The 16074-nt window shown below is 74.4% G+C and carries 14 protein-coding genes; 5 read left to right on the top strand and 9 right to left on the bottom strand.

Going from position 1 to position 16074, the window contains the following annotated elements:
- Positions 1-44: 44 nt before the first annotated feature.
- Entirely contained in the window at positions 45-743 is a 699-nt protein-coding gene (locus ACFYS8_RS16875; protein WP_387641684.1) for an ArsR/SmtB family transcription factor, read from the bottom strand.
- 267 nt (positions 744-1010) lie between these two features.
- Between ACFYS8_RS16875 and ACFYS8_RS16870 the strand changes: the two genes are divergently transcribed.
- Together ACFYS8_RS16870 and ACFYS8_RS16865 are read left to right on the top strand one after the other, a co-directional pair.
- Entirely contained in the window at positions 1011-2189 is a 1179-nt protein-coding gene (locus ACFYS8_RS16870; protein ID WP_387641682.1) for a serine hydrolase domain-containing protein, read from the top strand.
- Positions 2190-2479: 290 nt separating this feature from the next.
- On the top strand, positions 2480-3643 hold the full coding sequence (locus ACFYS8_RS16865) for a serine hydrolase domain-containing protein (RefSeq protein WP_387641679.1): 1164 nt from the start codon (positions 2480-2482) through the stop codon (positions 3641-3643).
- 329 nt (positions 3644-3972) lie between these two features.
- On the opposite strand, the gene ACFYS8_RS16860 is transcribed toward ACFYS8_RS16865, so the two are convergent.
- From ACFYS8_RS16860 to ACFYS8_RS16850, 3 genes are all read right to left on the bottom strand, one after another.
- A complete protein-coding gene (locus ACFYS8_RS16860) occupies positions 3973-5664 on the bottom strand; it encodes a hypothetical protein (protein ID WP_387641676.1) in 1692 nt (563 codons plus the stop codon).
- Positions 5661-6383: an ABC transporter ATP-binding protein gene (locus ACFYS8_RS16855; protein ID WP_387641674.1), complete on the bottom strand. Its 723-nt coding sequence runs from the start codon at positions 6381-6383 to the stop codon at positions 5661-5663. Before ACFYS8_RS16855 ends, ACFYS8_RS16860 begins: the two co-directional genes overlap by 4 nt.
- An 86-nt stretch (positions 6384-6469) precedes the next feature.
- Positions 6470-7366 carry an NAD-dependent epimerase/dehydratase family protein gene (locus tag ACFYS8_RS16850; RefSeq protein ID WP_387641671.1) on the bottom strand — a complete coding sequence of 299 codons (897 nt, stop codon included), beginning with the start codon at positions 7364-7366 and terminating at the stop codon, positions 6470-6472.
- 151 nt (positions 7367-7517) lie between these two features.
- Here ACFYS8_RS16850 and ACFYS8_RS16845 point away from each other — a divergent pair, with 151 nt between their 5' ends.
- Positions 7518-8477, top strand: coding sequence for a GlxA family transcriptional regulator (locus ACFYS8_RS16845; protein WP_387641668.1), 960 nt, complete (start codon positions 7518-7520; stop codon positions 8475-8477).
- 110 nt (positions 8478-8587) lie between these two features.
- Here the strand turns inward: ACFYS8_RS16845 and ACFYS8_RS16840 are convergent, their stop codons facing one another.
- Positions 8588-9139, bottom strand: a complete 552-nt coding sequence (locus tag ACFYS8_RS16840) for a GNAT family N-acetyltransferase (RefSeq protein ID WP_387641666.1) — start codon at positions 9137-9139, stop codon at positions 8588-8590.
- 61 nt (positions 9140-9200) lie between these two features.
- Positions 9201-10361 carry an FAD-dependent monooxygenase gene (locus ACFYS8_RS16835; protein ID WP_387641664.1) on the bottom strand — a complete coding sequence of 387 codons (1161 nt, stop codon included), beginning with the start codon at positions 10359-10361 and terminating at the stop codon, positions 9201-9203.
- A gap of 145 nt (positions 10362-10506) precedes the next feature.
- Between ACFYS8_RS16835 and ACFYS8_RS16830 the strand changes: the two genes are divergently transcribed.
- A complete protein-coding gene (locus tag ACFYS8_RS16830) occupies positions 10507-11223 on the top strand; it encodes a TetR/AcrR family transcriptional regulator (RefSeq protein WP_387641661.1) in 717 nt (238 codons plus the stop codon).
- 374 nt (positions 11224-11597) lie between these two features.
- On the opposite strand, the gene ACFYS8_RS16825 is transcribed toward ACFYS8_RS16830, so the two are convergent.
- The 3 genes from ACFYS8_RS16825 to ACFYS8_RS16815 are packed head-to-tail and all read right to left on the bottom strand — an operon-like array spanning position 11598 to position 14496.
- Positions 11598-12383, bottom strand: a complete 786-nt coding sequence (locus tag ACFYS8_RS16825) for a heme ABC transporter ATP-binding protein (RefSeq protein WP_387641658.1) — start codon at positions 12381-12383, stop codon at positions 11598-11600.
- Entirely contained in the window at positions 12380-13444 is a 1065-nt protein-coding gene (locus ACFYS8_RS16820) for a FecCD family ABC transporter permease (protein ID WP_387642169.1), read from the bottom strand. Before ACFYS8_RS16820 ends, ACFYS8_RS16825 begins: the two co-directional genes overlap by 4 nt.
- A gap of 8 nt (positions 13445-13452) precedes the next feature.
- Positions 13453-14496 carry a hemin ABC transporter substrate-binding protein gene (locus ACFYS8_RS16815; RefSeq protein ID WP_387641657.1) on the bottom strand — a complete coding sequence of 348 codons (1044 nt, stop codon included), beginning with the start codon at positions 14494-14496 and terminating at the stop codon, positions 13453-13455.
- 130 nt (positions 14497-14626) lie between these two features.
- Between ACFYS8_RS16815 and ACFYS8_RS16810 the strand changes: the two genes are divergently transcribed.
- Entirely contained in the window at positions 14627-16048 is a 1422-nt protein-coding gene (locus ACFYS8_RS16810) for an HtaA domain-containing protein (protein WP_387641655.1), read from the top strand.
- Positions 16049-16074: the final 26 nt, after the last annotated feature.

The raw sequence follows: 16074 nt of genomic DNA, 5'->3' as shown, positions 1-16074 counted from the left end.
CACCAACCAACAATTCCCCCACAACTTCGTCACATGACGCCGACTCAGGCCGCGGCCCCGCCCGCACTCCCGTCGCGGCCCGCGTCGATGGGGAGGTCGGCGAGCCGCCACTCCAGCATCCCGTCGTCCAGCCGGATCGCCCGCCGCCCGCGCGCGGTGAGCAGCCGGACGGCGTCGTAGGCGAGGGCGCAGTACGCGCCGCGGCAGTAGACGACGACCTCGGCGTCCTCGGGGAGTTCGCCGATCCGCGCGACGAGTTCCTCGACGGGGATGGAGAGCGCGCCGGGGATGTGCCCGGCGGTGTACTCCTCGACGGGGCGGACGTCGAGGGCGACGGCCCGGCCGTCGGCGATCCGGGTCAGCAGGTCCTCGCGGGAGACGGCGTCCGGCTCGCCCGGGTCTTCGGGGCCGAGGTACGCGGTGCGGGCGGGGGCGACGGCGGCCTGGTGGCGTTCGGCCACCCGGCGCAGCAGGTCGAGGAGTTGGGCGACGTCCCCGCCGGCCAGGCGGTAGTGGATGCGGACGCCGTCGCGGCGGGTGGCGACCAGGCCGGTCTGCTTGAGCGTCTGGAGGTGCGCGGAGGCGGTGGTGAGGTTGAGGCCGGCGGCTTTGGCCAGTGCGTCGACGGTGCGTTCGCCCTGGGCCAGCAGGTCGAGCAGTTCGAGCCGTTTGCCGCTGGAGAGGGCTTTCCCGGTGGCGGCGAACGCCTCGTAGAGCTCGGTTTTCGCGGCCCGGTCCGCCATGGCTGCGGCCCCTTTCTCGGTAATTCTATGGAATAAGGGTACTCCCCACACTCCCCACCCCGCTCGATCCGCCGAGCCCGGGCCGACGCGCAGTGGACACGGGCAGGGCGCCGCACGGCCCCGGGAGTACGGTCCTGCACCAGGCCCCGACCCGGACCACGCTCCCGGGTGCGGTTTCGTCCTCTGCGCGGACGGATTGACGGTTCGTCAGATGGTCCTCTTGAAGGGCGCCGCGAAGAGCTCCGGCGCCTACCGAGGGGCTTTCCCATGAACACACACGCACCGCAGCACCACCGTCCGAACCGCCGTCCGAACCGCCTCCGCGGCCGCCGGCACGGGGTGGCGGCGACCGTGACCGCCGTGGCCGCCGCCGTGGTGGCCGGCGTCCTGGCACCGTCCGCGGCCACCGCCGCGCCGCGCCCGGACTCCGTGCAGCAGCGCCTCGACGCGCTGGTGAAGGACGACGGGATGCCCGCCGCCCTCGCCACCGTCAAGGGCCGCGACGGCCGCACCCGCACCTACACCGCCGGTGTCGGCGACCTGGCCACCAAGGCCAAGGTCCCGGTGGACGGGCAGGTCCGGATCGCCAGCAACACCAAGATGTTCACCGCCGTCGTCGTCCTGCAGCTCGTCGCCGAGGGCAAGATCGGCCTGGACGCGAGCGTGGACACCTACCTGCCGGGCCTGGTGCGCGGCGACGGCTTCGACGGCCGGAACATCACCGTCCGCCAGCTGCTCCAGCACACCAGCGGCCTGCCCGAGTACATGAACACCGGGGGCATAATCAGCGACCCCAAGCGGTACGTCGAACCGCGCGAACTCCTCGACGCCGCGCTGGCCCAGAAGGCCCACTTCGCGCCCGGCACCCAGTGGGAGTACAGCAACACCAACTACCTGCTGGCGGGCCTGATCGTCCAGAAGGTCACCGGACGCCCGATCGGCGAGGAGATCACCAAGCGCGTCGTCGAGCGGATCGGCCTGCGTCACACCTACTTCCCACTCGCCGGGGACATGACGATCCACGAGGCGCACCCCAAGGGCTACCTGCGCGGCGAGGACGGGTCGCTGACCGACTACACGGAGCTGGACCCGTCCTGGGGCTGGGCGGCCGGCGCGATGGTCTCGACCAACACCGATCTCACCCGGTTCTACGAGGCACTGCTCGGCGGCCGTCTGCTGCCCGCGGCCCAGCTCGCCCAGATGCGCACCACTGTCCCCGCCGAGCTGCTCGGCGCCGGAGTCCGCTACGGCCTCGGCCTGATCAGCCGCCCGCTCTCCTGCGGCGGGGTCTCCTGGGGGCACGGCGGGGCGATCCCGGGCTACGAGACCTTCGGCGGCATCACCGACGACGGCCGCGCCGCGAGCATCACCGTGACCGCGTTCCCGGGCAACGGCGACGCCGGTGCGCACGCCGAGCAGGCGGTGGACGAGGCGCTCTGCCGCTGACCTTCCCCGGGCGGGGCGCCCCCGGGGGCGGGGCGGGGCGGCCCCCCCCCCCCCCCCCAGCCCCCCCCCGCGGGCCCCCCGGACCCCCAAACCCCCCCCCCCCCCCCCCCCCCCCCCCCCCCGGGGGGGGGGGCCCCCCCGCCCCGCGGGGGGGGGGGGGGGGGGGGGGGCGGGGGGGGGGGGGGGGGGGGGGGGGGGGGGGGGGCGGGCCGCGCGCGGGGGGGGGCGGGGCGGGGGGGGGGGCCCCCCCCCGCCCCTCCGCCCTTCCTCTTCCCACCCGTGGAGTCCCGATGAACGAACACACCCCGCAGCGCACCGCGCGCCGCACCCGCATGGTGCGGTACGCCACGACGGCCACGGCCGCCGCCGGGCTCGCGCTGACCGCTCTCGCCCCGACCGCGGCCACCGCCGCACCGCGCCCGGACGTCGTGCAGCAGCGCCTCGACGCGCTGGTGAAGGACCACGGGATGCCCGCCGCCCTCGCCACCGTCAAGGGGCGCGACGGCCGCAGCCGCACCTACACCGCCGGTGTCGGCGACCTGGTCACCGGGTCCAAGGTCCCGGTCGACGGGCAGATCCGGGCCGGCAGCAACACCAAGGCGTTCACCGCCGTCGTCGTCCTGCAACTGGTCGCCGAGGGCAAGATCGGCCTCGACACGGACGTCGACACCTACCTGCCGGGTCTGCTGCGCGGCGACGGCATCGACGGCCGGAACATCACGGTCCGCCAGCTTCTCCAGCACACCAGCGGCCTGCCCGACTACCTGGACGCCCCCGCGCTGGCCGACTTCGTCCCCATCCAGTACCGCTACTTCGAGCCGCGCGAACTCCTCGACGGGGCACTGGCCCAGAAGGCGCTGTTCGCCCCCGGGACCGACTGGATGTACAGCAACACCAACTACCTGGTGGCCGGCCTGCTGATCCAGAAGGTCACCGGCCGCCCCTACGGCGAGGAGGTCACCAAACGCGTCATCGACCGGATCGGCCTGCGCCACACCTACGTCCCGGCCACCGGGGAGACCGCCCTCCGCGAGCCCCACCCGCACGCCTACCTGGCCGCCGAACCGGGCGTGCCGCGGTTCGACTACACCGAGATGGACTCGTCGATGGCCTGGTCCGCGGGGGCGGTCGTGTCCACCGACACCGACCTCAACACCTTCTACAGCGCACTCCTGACGGGCCGCCTGCTGCCCGCCGACCAGCTCGCCCAGATGCGCACCACGGTCCCCGCCGAGCTCTTGGGCCCCGGCGTCCGCTACGGCCTCGGGATCCAGAGCAGGCCACTGACCTGCGGCGGCCTCGCCTGGGGCCACGGCGGCACCTCCGCCGCCCACAAGAACCGTGGCGGCGTCACGGAGGACGGCCGCGCCGTCAGCATCACCGTCACCACCGTCCCGGACGCACCCACCGCCAAGCACATGACGGACGCGGTCGACGCGGCCCTCTGCCGCTGACTCCCGCAGGCCCTGTTCGCCCTCGATGCGACGGCTTCCTCACGACTCGGCGCCGCGGCACCGCCGTTCACCCGCTTGAGGACCCAGTACGGCGGCTGCGTGACGTCGACCCCGGCCAAGGCATCACGCAGGTGCCGGGTGAGGGCCGCGTGGGCCAGGCCGGACCTGCTCCGATCATGTCCCGCCCCGCCGAGGCGAGTTGACTGCACCGCCCGCCCGCCCACGTCGCGAACGTGCCGAAGACGTCCGTCGGTTGATCCGGCGGTCCTCCCACACACCGCAGGGCCGGAAGGCTGTCCTCGCAGCCTCCCGGCCCTGCCGTCCGCCCGCTACAGCTGGCCCACCGTGCCGAGCCGGGTCTGGGTCGGGAGTTTGGCCGCTCTGCCCTTTGCCCAGTGGAACAGGGCGATCGTCACCGTCAGGGCGATCGCCACGGACTGGGGCAGGGAGCCCGCCGAGCCACTGCGCAGGGCCGCCGAGAACGGGACGGCCAGCACGGGGACCGCGACGGCCGGGCCGGCGGCGTGCCAGGCGGCGAAGAAGGCGAGGCCGCTGCTTCCGCCGCCCGAGGCCGCGGAGCGGTAGAGCAGGTCCTGGCGGGCGGCGCCGCGGCAGGCGTTGACCAGGCCGGCGGCGACCAGGGGCGGGACGGCGACGAGGGTCAGCCAGGCGGTCGGGCCGCCGCCGAGGGCGAGCACGGTCGCGCAGCCGGCTGCGGCGAGGGCGAGGCCGAGGGCGGTGGGCACCACGGCGTGGCGCAGCATGAGGCCGGCGAAGGGGTACGGGGACCAGGAGGCGCGGCGGACGTCGTCGGTCTCGATCCGGGCGGGCTCGAGGAGTTGGGCGACGGCCAGGTAGTCGAAGGCGAGGGCGACGGCGGTCACGGCCCAGGACAGGACGCCCCGGGTGTCGTGGGCGAGGACGGCGCAGAACACGGCGGGGACGGTGAGCAGGACGGCGCGTCCGAGTCGGGCGGGTGCGCGGAGCAGGGAGAGGGTGTCGCGCCAGTACAGGATCAGCCAGGGTTGCCGGGGTGCGGGCAGTCGGACCCGGAGCTGTCGTCCGCTGCCGGACGCGCTGGTGACGGCGAGCCGCGCGGCGCGGAGTTCGACCGTCTGCAGCGCGGCCAGCACCCCGGCCGCGGTGCGGGCGCGTTCGCGCAGCAGGGGCAGCGGGAGGGTGGCGGCGGCCCGGTCGGCGAGCACCAGGCAGGCGACGGTCGGCAGGACCAGCAGGGCGGCGGCGATCGCGCCTCCGGGGACGGCGGCGGGTGTCGGGGCCAGCGCGGCAAGCGCGGCCCAGCCCCACGGGCCGGACCACAGTTCCACGCGTTCGAGCCAGTGGACGGGGTGGCCGGCGACGGCCAGCGCGCTCTGTGCCGCGAGCGCCAGGATCAGCACGGTCACCACGGGGGTCAGCCGGCGCACCCAGGTGGCGGCCCGGGGGCTGCTCTGCACCAGCAGGCCGGCGCAGACACCGAGCAGCGGCAGGCAGGCCCCGCCGGCCAGGCACCAGCCGAGGGCGGCGGGCAGTCCGACGCGCACGGTCAGGCCGAGTGCCACCATGCCGCCGACGGCGATCACCAGCCCGGGGAAGAGGGCGAGTCCGCAGGAGAGCCAGAACCAGGGCCGCAGCACCGGCCGGGGTCGGACGGGGTGGGCGAGCAGCCAGTCGGTGGTGGCGCGCGGGGGTACGACCGGCCCGCGCCAGAGTCCGTCGCGGACGGCGATCAGCAGGGTCGCGAGTCCGGCGGCGGCGATTCCGCTGGGCATGGCGGCGAGCAGGTCGGGGCCGTGCGCGGTGTAGTCGGCGCCCAGCGAGGCGTGGAGGAAGAGGCCGAAGCTGGGGATGCCGCCCCAGATCACCAGGATGAGTACGGTGCAGTAGAGCGCGAAGGCGGCTTGCTTGGCCCGGTTGCGCCGGTGCGGTGCGCGCAGGGCGCGCAGCAGTGCGAGTGCTTCCTCGGTCCAGTCGTCGTCCGCCGTCCACTCAGTGACGGAGTCGGCCTCGGCGCCGCTCACCGGGCGTCCGCCGATGCGGCGAGGACGGTCTCGGGTGCGCCCTGTCGGACGATCCGCCCGTCCTCCAGCATCACCACCCGGTCGGCGACCTCGAGTGCGAGGTCGGTGTGGTGGGTGACCAGCAACACCGCGACGCCGTCGGCGAGTTCGGCCTTCAGGAGTTCGGCGAGCCGCCGTCGTGCCTCGGGGTCGAGGCGCTGTTCGGGTTCGTCGAGCAGCAGCAGGTCGCGGGGGCGGACGAGTGCGCAGGCCAGCAGCAGGGCCTGCATCTGGCCGGAGGAGAGGGCGGAGGGCAGCGCGTCGGCCCGTTCGGTGAGCGACCGGTTCTCGAGGACCTGCGCGACCCAGTCGGCGGCGTCGGCAACGCCGTGGGCGACAGCGACCAGCAGGAGGTGTTCGCGCACCGTGAGGTCGGGGTAGCAGGCGACGGTGTCGCCGACGACGGCGACCCGGGCGCGTATCCGGGGGTCGTTCTCGTTCATCGCCAGGCCGTCGAACCGGACGGTTCCCGCGGTGGGCAGGTCACGGCCGGCGGCCACCCGCAGCAGCGTCGACTTTCCGGACCCGTTGTGGCCGACCAGTGCGACGCACTCTCCGGCCGCGAGGTCGAGGTCGACGGGGTGGAGCACTTCCCGGTCGCCGTACGACCGGCTCACCCCGGTCAGCTGCAGCAGCGCCTTTCGCGCGGTGGCGCGCGGTGCGGCGGACTTCTTGGCCATGTGGACGACGCCTCTCGACAAGTGGATCGCCCACAGTATGGCCCGCTTCCGCCGCACCGCGTTCCGGTCGCCCCGTGCGGGGCCCGTCAGGCGGTCAGTGCTTCGCGCAGGGTCGAGGCCTTGAGGCCGAAGGTGTCGCGGATGTCACTGTCGTCCACCTGGAACGGGCGGTCGGACATGTAGCTCATCTCGATGAACTCCCGCCACAGCGGCTCGCCGAGCGACATCAGGGTCATCTCCCGTTCGGTGAGCGACTCCAGGCGCGGTTCGGGTGCTCCGTACAGCTCGGCGAGGACACCGGCGGCCCGGCGCAGGGTGGTGGTGATGACCGGCGCGTTCCAGGCCCGGCCCCAGGCCCGCTCGTCGCGGGCGACCGCGACCAGTGCCGTGGCGACGTCCTCGGTGTAGGAGAACGAGTGCACCGCGTCGGGGTTGCCGTGGACAAGGGCCAGCTCGCCCGCCCGGACGCGGGGGGCGACGAGCAGCGTGAACGCCGAGACGGCGCCGGGGCCGAGGTACTGGCCGGCCCGGACTTCGGTGGCGCGCAGCCGCCCTTCCCGGTGGGCCTGTTCGGCCTGCCGCCACAGTTCGGCCCGTACCCGGCCCTTGCGGGTGTGCGGGGCCAGCGGGGTGCGTTCGGTGATCGGGCCGGTGGTCTGCTGGTAGCCGTAGAGGTTGCCGAGCATCACGTAGTCGGCGCCGGCCCGTTCGGTCGCGGCGAGGATCGACGTGAACAGTGGCGGCATGGTCTCCGGCCAGGTGTGGTAGGCGGTCATGGCGGCGTTGAAGACGGTGCCCGCGCCGGTCAGGGCCTCGGCGAGTTCGCCGGTGCGGCCCGCGTCGAGGGCGATCCGCTCGATGCCGGGGTGGTCGGGGCCGCCGCCGCTGCGGGTGATCAGGCGGACGTGCTGCCCGCTGTCGGCGAGCTGCCGGGCGGTCGCGATCCCGGTCGCGCCTGCTCCGATGACGACAGATTCGGTCATGATTCCGGCTCCGATCTTCTTCAAGAACCAACGGTGGAACGCCCTTTGAGGGGGGCGTGGTGCGCGGGGGCCCGGCCGCGGGCTCTACTCTGCCGCGGGTCGGGGGCGTAGGGTCAGTGGCCTGATAGCCACGACCTCCAAGGATTCAGCCATGCACCGTGTCGCCGTCCTGGCCGTCCCGCCGGTCAAGCCCTTCGACCTGTCGATGCCGTCGGTGCTGCTCGGGGCCGCCGAGTCCGGCGGACGGCCCGGCTACGAGGTGACGGTGTGCACGGCCACGCCCGGGATCCTCCCCGCCTCGGGTGGCATCGACGTGGTGGTCGGGCGCGGGCTGGAGGTGGTGGCGGCGGCGGACACGGTGATCGTGCCGTCGACCGCGAGTCGGTACGACGCGGAGCCGGCCGCGCTGGACGCCCTGCGTGAGGCGGCGGCCGCGGGCAAGCGCATCGCCTCGATCTGCAGCGGCGCCTTCGTCCTCGCCCAGGCGGGGCTGCTGGACGGCCGCAGCGCCACCACCCACTGGGCACTGGCCGAGGAACTGCAACGTGCCTTCCCCGCGGTGCGGGTGGACGCGAACCGGCTGTTCGCCGAGGACGGGCGGATCGTCACGGGCGCGGGCTCGGCCGCCGGGCTGGACCTGTGCCTGCACCTGATCGGCTCCGACTACGGCGCCGGCGCGGCCAACGCGGCGGCCCGGGCCGCCGTCGTCACGCCGGTGCGCCACGGCGGGCAGGCGCAGTTCGTGCAGACCCCGCTGCCGGCCGCGACCGGCTCGCCGCTGGACGCGGCCCGCAGCTGGGCGCTGCAACACCTGGACCGGCCGATCTCGCTGCCCGAGCTCGCCGACCGGGCCCGGGTCAGCGTACGGACGCTGACCCGCCGCTTCACCGCCGAGACGGGTGTCACGCCGTTCCAATGGCTGCTCCAGCAGCGGCTGTTGCGGGCGCGCGAGCTGCTGGAGACCACCGAGCTCACCGTCGACCAGGTGGCCGGCCGCAGCGGCCTCGGCTCCGGCGAGTCCCTCCGCCAGCACCTGAACCGGCAGCTCGGCATGACCCCGGCCGCCTATCGCAGCGCCTTCGCCCACCGCCCGGCAGCGAGCGCGAGTTGAGCCGCAGCGAGCGCGGGTTGAGCCGCAGCGAGCGCGGGTTGAGCCGCAGCGAGCGCGAGTTGAGCCGGCAGCGAGCGCGAGTTGAGCCGGCAGCGAGCGCGAGTTGGGACTCAGACGGCCCGGTCGAGGACCAGCTCGTGCTCGACCGACGACTCGTCACCGGGGACGGGAACGGACTGCCCGCTGCGAATGAAGCCGGTCTTCCGGTAGAAGGCCTCGGCACGCTCATTGTCCTGGTGCACGTACAGCCGGACGCGGGAGACCTTGGGATCGTCGAGCCCGTCGGCGTAGGCGATCGCCGCGTCGAACAGGGCGCGGGCCAGGCCGCTGCCGCGCTGTTCCGGGCGGACGAACACGCCGACCAGGTGGGCCTGGTCGGCCTCGATCTGCCCGCCGAGGACATCCTGCCGGCCGGCGCGTTCGACCAGTACCGTGACCGCCCCGTCCAGCCCGCCGTCCGCCCGCTCGGCGACGAACTGGCGGGCGAGCAGCTCGCCGCCGCCCGCCGCGCGGTCCTGCCAGAACTCGTCCGGCCTGGCGGCGGCGGCTTCGTACGTATCCAGGAAGGCGATGTTCGCGACCGGGTCGCGCAGCGCGTCCAGCCGGAGGTGTTTGACGCTCTGCCAGTCCTCGGCGGTGGTGGCTCGTATCACGTGGTTCATGCACGAGATCTTCGGCGAGCCGTGGGAACGCGGGCAACCGCATTACCGCCCCGACGGGGGCTCACCCGGGCTCCGGCAGGTCCATCGTGGCGACGTCCTGGCCGAGTCGGAGCATCCGGTCGAGGATCCAGCCGCGGCCCAGCGCGGCGTTGCGCACCCGCAGTCCGGCGGCGGTGCGCGGGGCGAGGAAGGGGCCGGTGCGGTCGCCGCCACGCTGGCAGCGCTCGGCGTAGGGGCGCACAGCCCGCTCGTAGCGGGTGAACGCGGTGAGGAAGTCGCCGTCGGCGCGGGCGAGTTCGGTGGCGAGGACGTACGCGGCGACCAGCGCCGTGCCGGTGCCCATGCCGCCGATGGTGGCGCCGCAGGCGGCGTCGCCGAGCAGCGCGATCCGGCCGTTGGACCAACGGGGCACGTCGGCGCGGCTGATCGAGTCGAAGTACAGGTCCTCGGCCTCGCGCAGGGTGTCGAGCAGGTGCGGGACGGGGCGGCCGAGGTCGGCGAAACGTTGCTGCAGAAGGGACTTCAGGGCACCGGTGTCGTGCCGGTCGTGGTCGAGCGGCGGCGAGGCGAACAGCAGGAAGGCACCGGCCCGCGCCGGGTCGCGGGGGTCGGCTCCGGCGGCGGCGAGCCGGCCGGGGGTGTTGATGCCGGTGCTGCCGGCGGGCAGGCCGAGGGTATTGGGAAATCCCCAGGTGGCGGCGTAGTAGCCGAGGTGGCGGACGTAGTCCTGTTCGGGTCCGAAGGCGAGGGCACGGATCCGGGAGTGCAGCCCGTCGGCGCCGATCACCAGGTCGAAGCGGCGTTCGGGGCCGTACCGGAAGGCGACCCGGACGCCGCCGCCGTCCTGCTGGAGCGCGGTGACGGTGTCGCCGAACAGGTACTCGGTGGTGGATTCGCTGTGCCGGTACAGGAGTTGGGCGAGTTCGCCGCGCGGGATCTCGATCTCGCCGCCGGCGAAGTCGGCGGGCAGCCGGAGCCGGACGCGGCCGTGCCGGTCGGTGAAGGTCATCGGGCTGCCGCCGGTGTCGAGCTTGCGGAGCTCGTCCAGCACGCCCATCCGCCGCAGCACCGCCAGGTGGGTGGGTCCGCGGAAGTCGACGGCCTGGCCACCGGGCCGCAACGCGGGGGCGAGTTCGACCACCGTGGGCCGGTGGCCGTACCGGCCGAGCCAGTGGGCGAGCGCCGGCCCGCCGATGCCGGCGCCGGAGATCAGGATCTGCATGGTGTTTCCCCCTCGGAAGGCAGGTCCGACGGGCCCTCCCCGGGCCCGGAGCAAAAAGTGTGTCTCGCGGACACTGTTTGCTGCTGTGTACGGTAGACGCAATTTCTGGCCGGACGCAAGGCCGGCCCGGCACCGGGGAGGGCCCGTGAACGACCAGGCGGAGCAGGACGCGGCGGTACGGCTGCTGTGGGGCCCGCCGGCCCGGCCGACCCGGGGGCCCAAGCCGGCCCTCAGCCTGGAGTCGATCGCCCGGGCCGGGATCGAGATCGCGGACGCCGAGGGCCTGGCGGCGGTGTCCATGCAGCGGGTGGCGGGGCTGCTGGCGTACACCAAGATGTCGCTGTACCGGTACGTGCCGGGCAAGGCCGAACTGATCGCCCTGATGGTCGAGTACACGGTCGGCGAGCCCCCGCCGCCGAGCGCGGCCCCCTGGCGGGACCAGCTCACCGACTGGGCGCACCGGATGGCGGCCCTGTTCGCCGCCCACCCGTGGGTGCTGGACGCGCTGTCCGCCGGCCCCCGGCTCACCGGCCCACGCGAACTGGCCTGGCTGGAACGGGTGGTGGCGGCGCTGGACGGCCACGGGCTGAGCGGCGCGGAGCGGATGGACGCGGCCGTGCTGCTGGTCGGCCACGTACGGGCGATCGCCGCCCAGCATCGGCAGTCCCGGGAGGGTTCGCCGGAGGCGGAGCTGCTGCGCGCGCTCGGCGGGCTGGTCGCGGCCCACGCGGACCGCTACCCGGCCCTCGCGTCCGCCATGGCCGAGCCGGGCGAGGGCCGCGACAACGCCTTCGACTTCGGCATCGAGCGGATCCTGGACGGCCTGGCCGCCCTCATCGACCGCCGGGCCCAGCACCCCTGACGGGCCCAGCACCCCTGACGGGCCTTGTCACCTCGAGGGCGGCCAACCGGAGCATCAGATCCGACGATCACACCAGCGCTGGTGATGCGGGGTCAGGGATGCGGACGGCGCGGCCCGGCGCGGTGCCGACCGCGCCGGGCGGGGGCCCTGGTGGCGCTGACGGCGCCGGCCAGGACGAGGGGGGTGAGCAGCAGAACCATGGTCAGGTGCATACAGTGCCTCCGGGTGGTCCGGTTACTGCTGGTTGCCGTTCCCGTGCCGGGCCCGGACATTTGGGCCGCCGGCGCGGGATCACCCGCCCGGACCGCGTCGCGATCCGGATCTCCCCCGGTCGGTCGTCGCCCAGGAGTGGATCTTCCCGGGCCGACGATCCGTCAATCTGCTTCGCGGGGGCGCTCGGGCAGCACGATGGGCGCGCCCCCGCGCGGGTGCGCCAGCACCTCGACGGGGTGCCGGTAGACCCGGCTGAGCAGTGCGGCGTCCAGGATCTCGCCGGTCGGGCCGACGGCGACGGCGCGTCCGGCGTCCAGCAGGGCGATCCGGTCGGCGTGCGCGGCGGCCAGCGTGAGGTCGTGCAGCACCACGATCACGCCCCGGCCCGCTTCCGCGCGCTCCCGGGCGATCCGCAGGACCAGTTCCTGATGGCGGAGGTCGAGCGCGGCGGTGGGTTCGTCGAGCAGCAGCAGCGGGGTGTCCTGGGCGAGGATCCGGGCCAGCGCGACCCTGGCCCGCTCGCCGCCGGAGAGCGCGGTGAAGGGGCGGGCGGCCAGGTGGGCGCAGTCGGTGGCGGCCATCGCCTCGGCCACCACCTGCTCGTCCTCGCCCGCGGCGGGCGTGCCCACCCAGGGCGCGCGGCCCATCCGGACCACCTCCCCGGCCGCGAACGGGAACGACACCTCGTGGTGCTGCGGCAACAGAGCACGGCGGCGGGCGAGTTCGGCCGGCCGGTACCCGGCGAGCGGACGGCCGTCCAGCCGCACCTCGCCGCTGCTCGGCCCGCGGTCCCCGGCCAGCACCGACAGCAGGGTGGACTTCCCGGCGCCGTTCGGGCCGAGCAGCGCGAGGATCTCGCCCCGGCGCACCGTCAGCCGCACGTCCGTCAGCAGCGGACGGCCGCCGACCTCGCAGCCGATTCCCTCTGCGTGCAGAAGCTCCGTCATGCCCAGCCTCCCTGGCGGCGTCGGGTGCGGCGCAGCAGCCAGAAGAAGAACGGGCTCCCGATGAGTGCGGTGAGGACGCCGAGCGGGAGTTCGGCGGGCGCGGCCAGGGTGCGGGCGGCCAGGTCACCAACGACCAGCACGAGGGCGCCGCCCACGGCGGAGGCCGGCAGCAGGAAGCGGTGGCCCGGCCCGGCGAGCATCCGCAGCAGGTGCGGGACGACCAGGCCGACGAACCCGATGATGCCGCTGACGGCGACGGCGGCAGCGGTGAGCAGCGCGACCACGGTGATCAGCACGATCCGCATCCGCTCGACGTCCACGCCGAGGTGGCGGGCGGGCCGTTCGCCGAGGGCGAGCAGGTCGAGGCGGCGGGCGTAGCGCGGGGCGACGGCGAGTCCGAGGGCGGCGAACGGCAGAACGGCGAGCACCTTGCTCCAGCTCGCCTGGGAGAGCGAGCCGAGCTGCCAGAACGTCACCTGGCTGATCGCGGCGGTGTCGGCGGTGAACAGCAGCAGGCCGATCAGCGCGCCGCAGAACGCGTTGACGGCGACGCCGGTGAGCAGCAGGGTGACCACCTCGGTGCGGCCGCCGCTGCGGGACATCGCGTAGACGGCGCCGACGGTGAGCAGTCCGGCGGCGAACGCGGCGGCGGTGACGGTCCAGCTGCCGAGGGCGTCCAGGCCGAGCACGATGCAGGCGACGGCGCCGACCGCGCCGCCGGAGGAGACGCCGATCACGGCTGGTTCGGCGAGCGGGTTGCCGAACACGCCCTGCATCAGCGCGCCCGCGCAGCCGAGCGCGGCGCCGACCAGCAGGGCGAGCACCACCCGGGGCAGCCGGACGTTCCACAGCACCGATTCGGGGACCCGCTCCAGCGGGTGGCCGCCGAGGTGGGCGCGGTGGGCGAGCGAGGCGAGGATGTCGCCGAGCGGGATCCGGTACGCGCCGGTGCCGGCGGCGAGCAGCGCGCAGGCCAGCAGGGCGACGCCGAGGGCGGCCAGCAGCAGCGGCTTCCTGTCGCGAGCTGCCTTTCCTGTCAGCGCAGTTGAAGGACTTTCCAGCGTCGCGGTCACTTGCCCTCCCGGTGCAGCTGGGCGGCGATCTCCCGCAGCACCTGCGGGGTGCGCGGCCCGTAGGACAGCAGGCGCCCGTCGTCCACGGCGACGATCCGGTGGTCGAGTCCGGCGGGGGTCTGGGCGACGCCGGGGAGTTTCAGCAGCCCCTCTGCGCCTCCCACCGATTCAAGCCCTTTGCTCATCACCAGGATCGCGTCGGGTGCGGCCTTGACCAGGGCTTCGCTGGTGAGCGGGGTGAAGTCGCCGGTGAGGTGGGCGGCGGTGCCGGCGTCCTCGCCGCCGGCGGCCTCGATCAGGGAGGGCGCGCCAGAGTCGGGGCCGCCCAGCAGGAACACCGAGGCGCTGCCGCGCAGGTACAGGAACGCCACCTTGGGCCGGGCCCCGCCGGTCGCCGGGATCTGTGCCTGCACCTCGGAAATCTGCTGTTCGGTACGGGACTTGAGCTCCGCTCCGGCCTCGGGGACGCCGAGCGCGGCGGCGACCCGGTCGATCCGGGGGCCGATGTCGTCGAGCTTCTTCGCGTCGTCCAGCACGATCACCGGGACGCCGGCGGCGCGGATCTGTTCGACGGCCTCGGCGGGGCCGGTGCTTCGGTCGGCGAGCACCACGGTGGGGCGCAGCGAGAGCACGCCTTCGGCGGAGACCTCGTGCGCCTGGGTGATCACCGGCAGCCGGGCGGCCTGTTCGAAGGTGGTGGACACGTCCCGGGCCACCGTGTTCGGGCCGAGTCCGAGGCTGAAGACCAGTTCGGCGAGGCTCCCGTTCAGCGGGATGATCCGCTCGGCGCTGCCGACCGTCACCTGGCGGCCGTCGGCGGACGGCACGGTGACGGGCAGTCGGGGCGTCGGCGTGCCGGGCAGCGCCTCGATCCGGTCAGGGTTCGCCGCGCCGGCCGTCTTCGGTGCGGTACCGGCCGCCTTCGGCGCGGCGGCGGGTTCGCCGGTGGCGCAGGCGCTCGCGCCGAGCAGCAGGGCGAGGACGCCGAGGGCGGCTCCCGCACGGGCGCGCAGGCTTCGTGGACTTCGGGTGGTGCTCAACCTCGGGCCTTTCCAGGTGCGTTGACGTCCCGACGGAGCCGACCGAGGGGTCGAGGGCGGAACACTTGACCCATATATTAGGTTAGCCTTACCTCACTTCAACACCCCCCTCCCCTAGGAGTGATCCGCCATGCCCGTCTCCGGACGGCCCCCCGCTCCCCGCAGCTGCCCGCACGCCGCCCTCACCCTGCCGCTGGCCCTGCTGCTGACGCTCCTCTGCCTCCCCGGACGGGCCGCCGCGGCCGACGCGACCGTCTCCGGCGGACGACTGGACTGGGGAATCAAGGCGAGCTTCCTCACCTACGTCACCGGCCCGGTGGCGAACGGCAAATGGGCCCTGACCGGCGGCGCGTCCACCGTCGGCGGCTCGGCGTTCCGCTTCCACTCCGCGACCGGCAGCTACGACCCGGGGACGGGCCGGCTGGCCGCCGCCTTCCAGGGCGGCGTCCGCTTCACCGGCCACCAGGAGAACGGCGGCAACGCGCTCGACCTGAGCATCTCCCGGCTCACCGTCAGATCCACCGAGGACGGCAGCGCCGCACTGTACGCCGACGTCAGCTCCAAGTCCCGCCAGACCGGCCGGACTTCGTCCACCGAACAGGCCCGGCTCGCCGACCTCTCACTGTCCGGGGTCTCGCTCAAGGGCGCGTCCGGCACCGTCACGCTCAGCCAGGTGCCCGCCACCCTCACCTCGGCCGGCGCCAACGCCTTCGGCGGCTTCTACCCGGCAGGCACGGCACTCGACCCGCTCACCCTCTCCGTCACCCTCAAGTCCGCCGCGCCGTCCACACCCCCCGCCGCGCCGTCCTCCTCCGATCCTTCCGGCTCCGCTCCTTCCGGCTCCGCCCCGCCCGCCGCCACCTCCTTCAGCAACGGCGCACTCGACTGGGGTGTCCGCCGGACCTTCCGCGACTACGTCACCGGCTCGATCGCCCAAGGGAGTTGGCAGCTCACCGACGGCGCGGCGGACGGCGGAGCGTTCTTCCGCTGGACGCCCGGCCACGGCACCTGGGACGCCGCCACCAACACCCTGGACGCGTCCTTCACCGGCGCCGTCCACTTCACCGGCCTGCGCCAGGGCGACACCCTCGGCCTCGACCTGACCTTCGCCAACCCCCGCCTGACCGTGACGGACGGTCAGGGCCGGCTGCTCGCCGACGTCAACGGCCGCACCCCCGACGGCTCCACCCGCACCTCCCCCGCCACCGAACTCGCCACCTTCCCCGCGGCCGGGCTCAAGGCCGAGAACGGCCTGCTCACCGCCACCGACCTCCCCCTCACCCTGACCACCCCCGGCGCCCAGGCCTTCGGCTCGCTCTACCCGGCGGGCACCGAACTCGACCCGCTGACCTTCGCCGTCGTCCTCGACCCGGCGGCCGCCCTTCCCCCGCTCCCCGACCTCGGCAGCCCCGCCCCGAGCCCCAGCGCCAGCCCCAACTTGGTTGCTGCCCACACCGACAACGGCTTGTCCGCCAGCACGCTCGCCCTCCTCGGCGCCCTGCTCGCCGCCGCCGCGGCCACCGCGCTCGTCGTCCGCCGACGCCGCCCCTGACCACCTCTCCCCCTTCTGCCCCTTCC

The sequence above is a fragment of the Kitasatospora sp. NPDC004615 genome (assembly GCF_042873545.1).
Classification (GTDB): Bacteria; Actinomycetota; Actinomycetes; order Streptomycetales; family Streptomycetaceae; genus Kitasatospora.
Note: the sequence above shows the minus strand (reverse complement) of the source record. Positions and strands in the feature narration are given on the sequence as shown.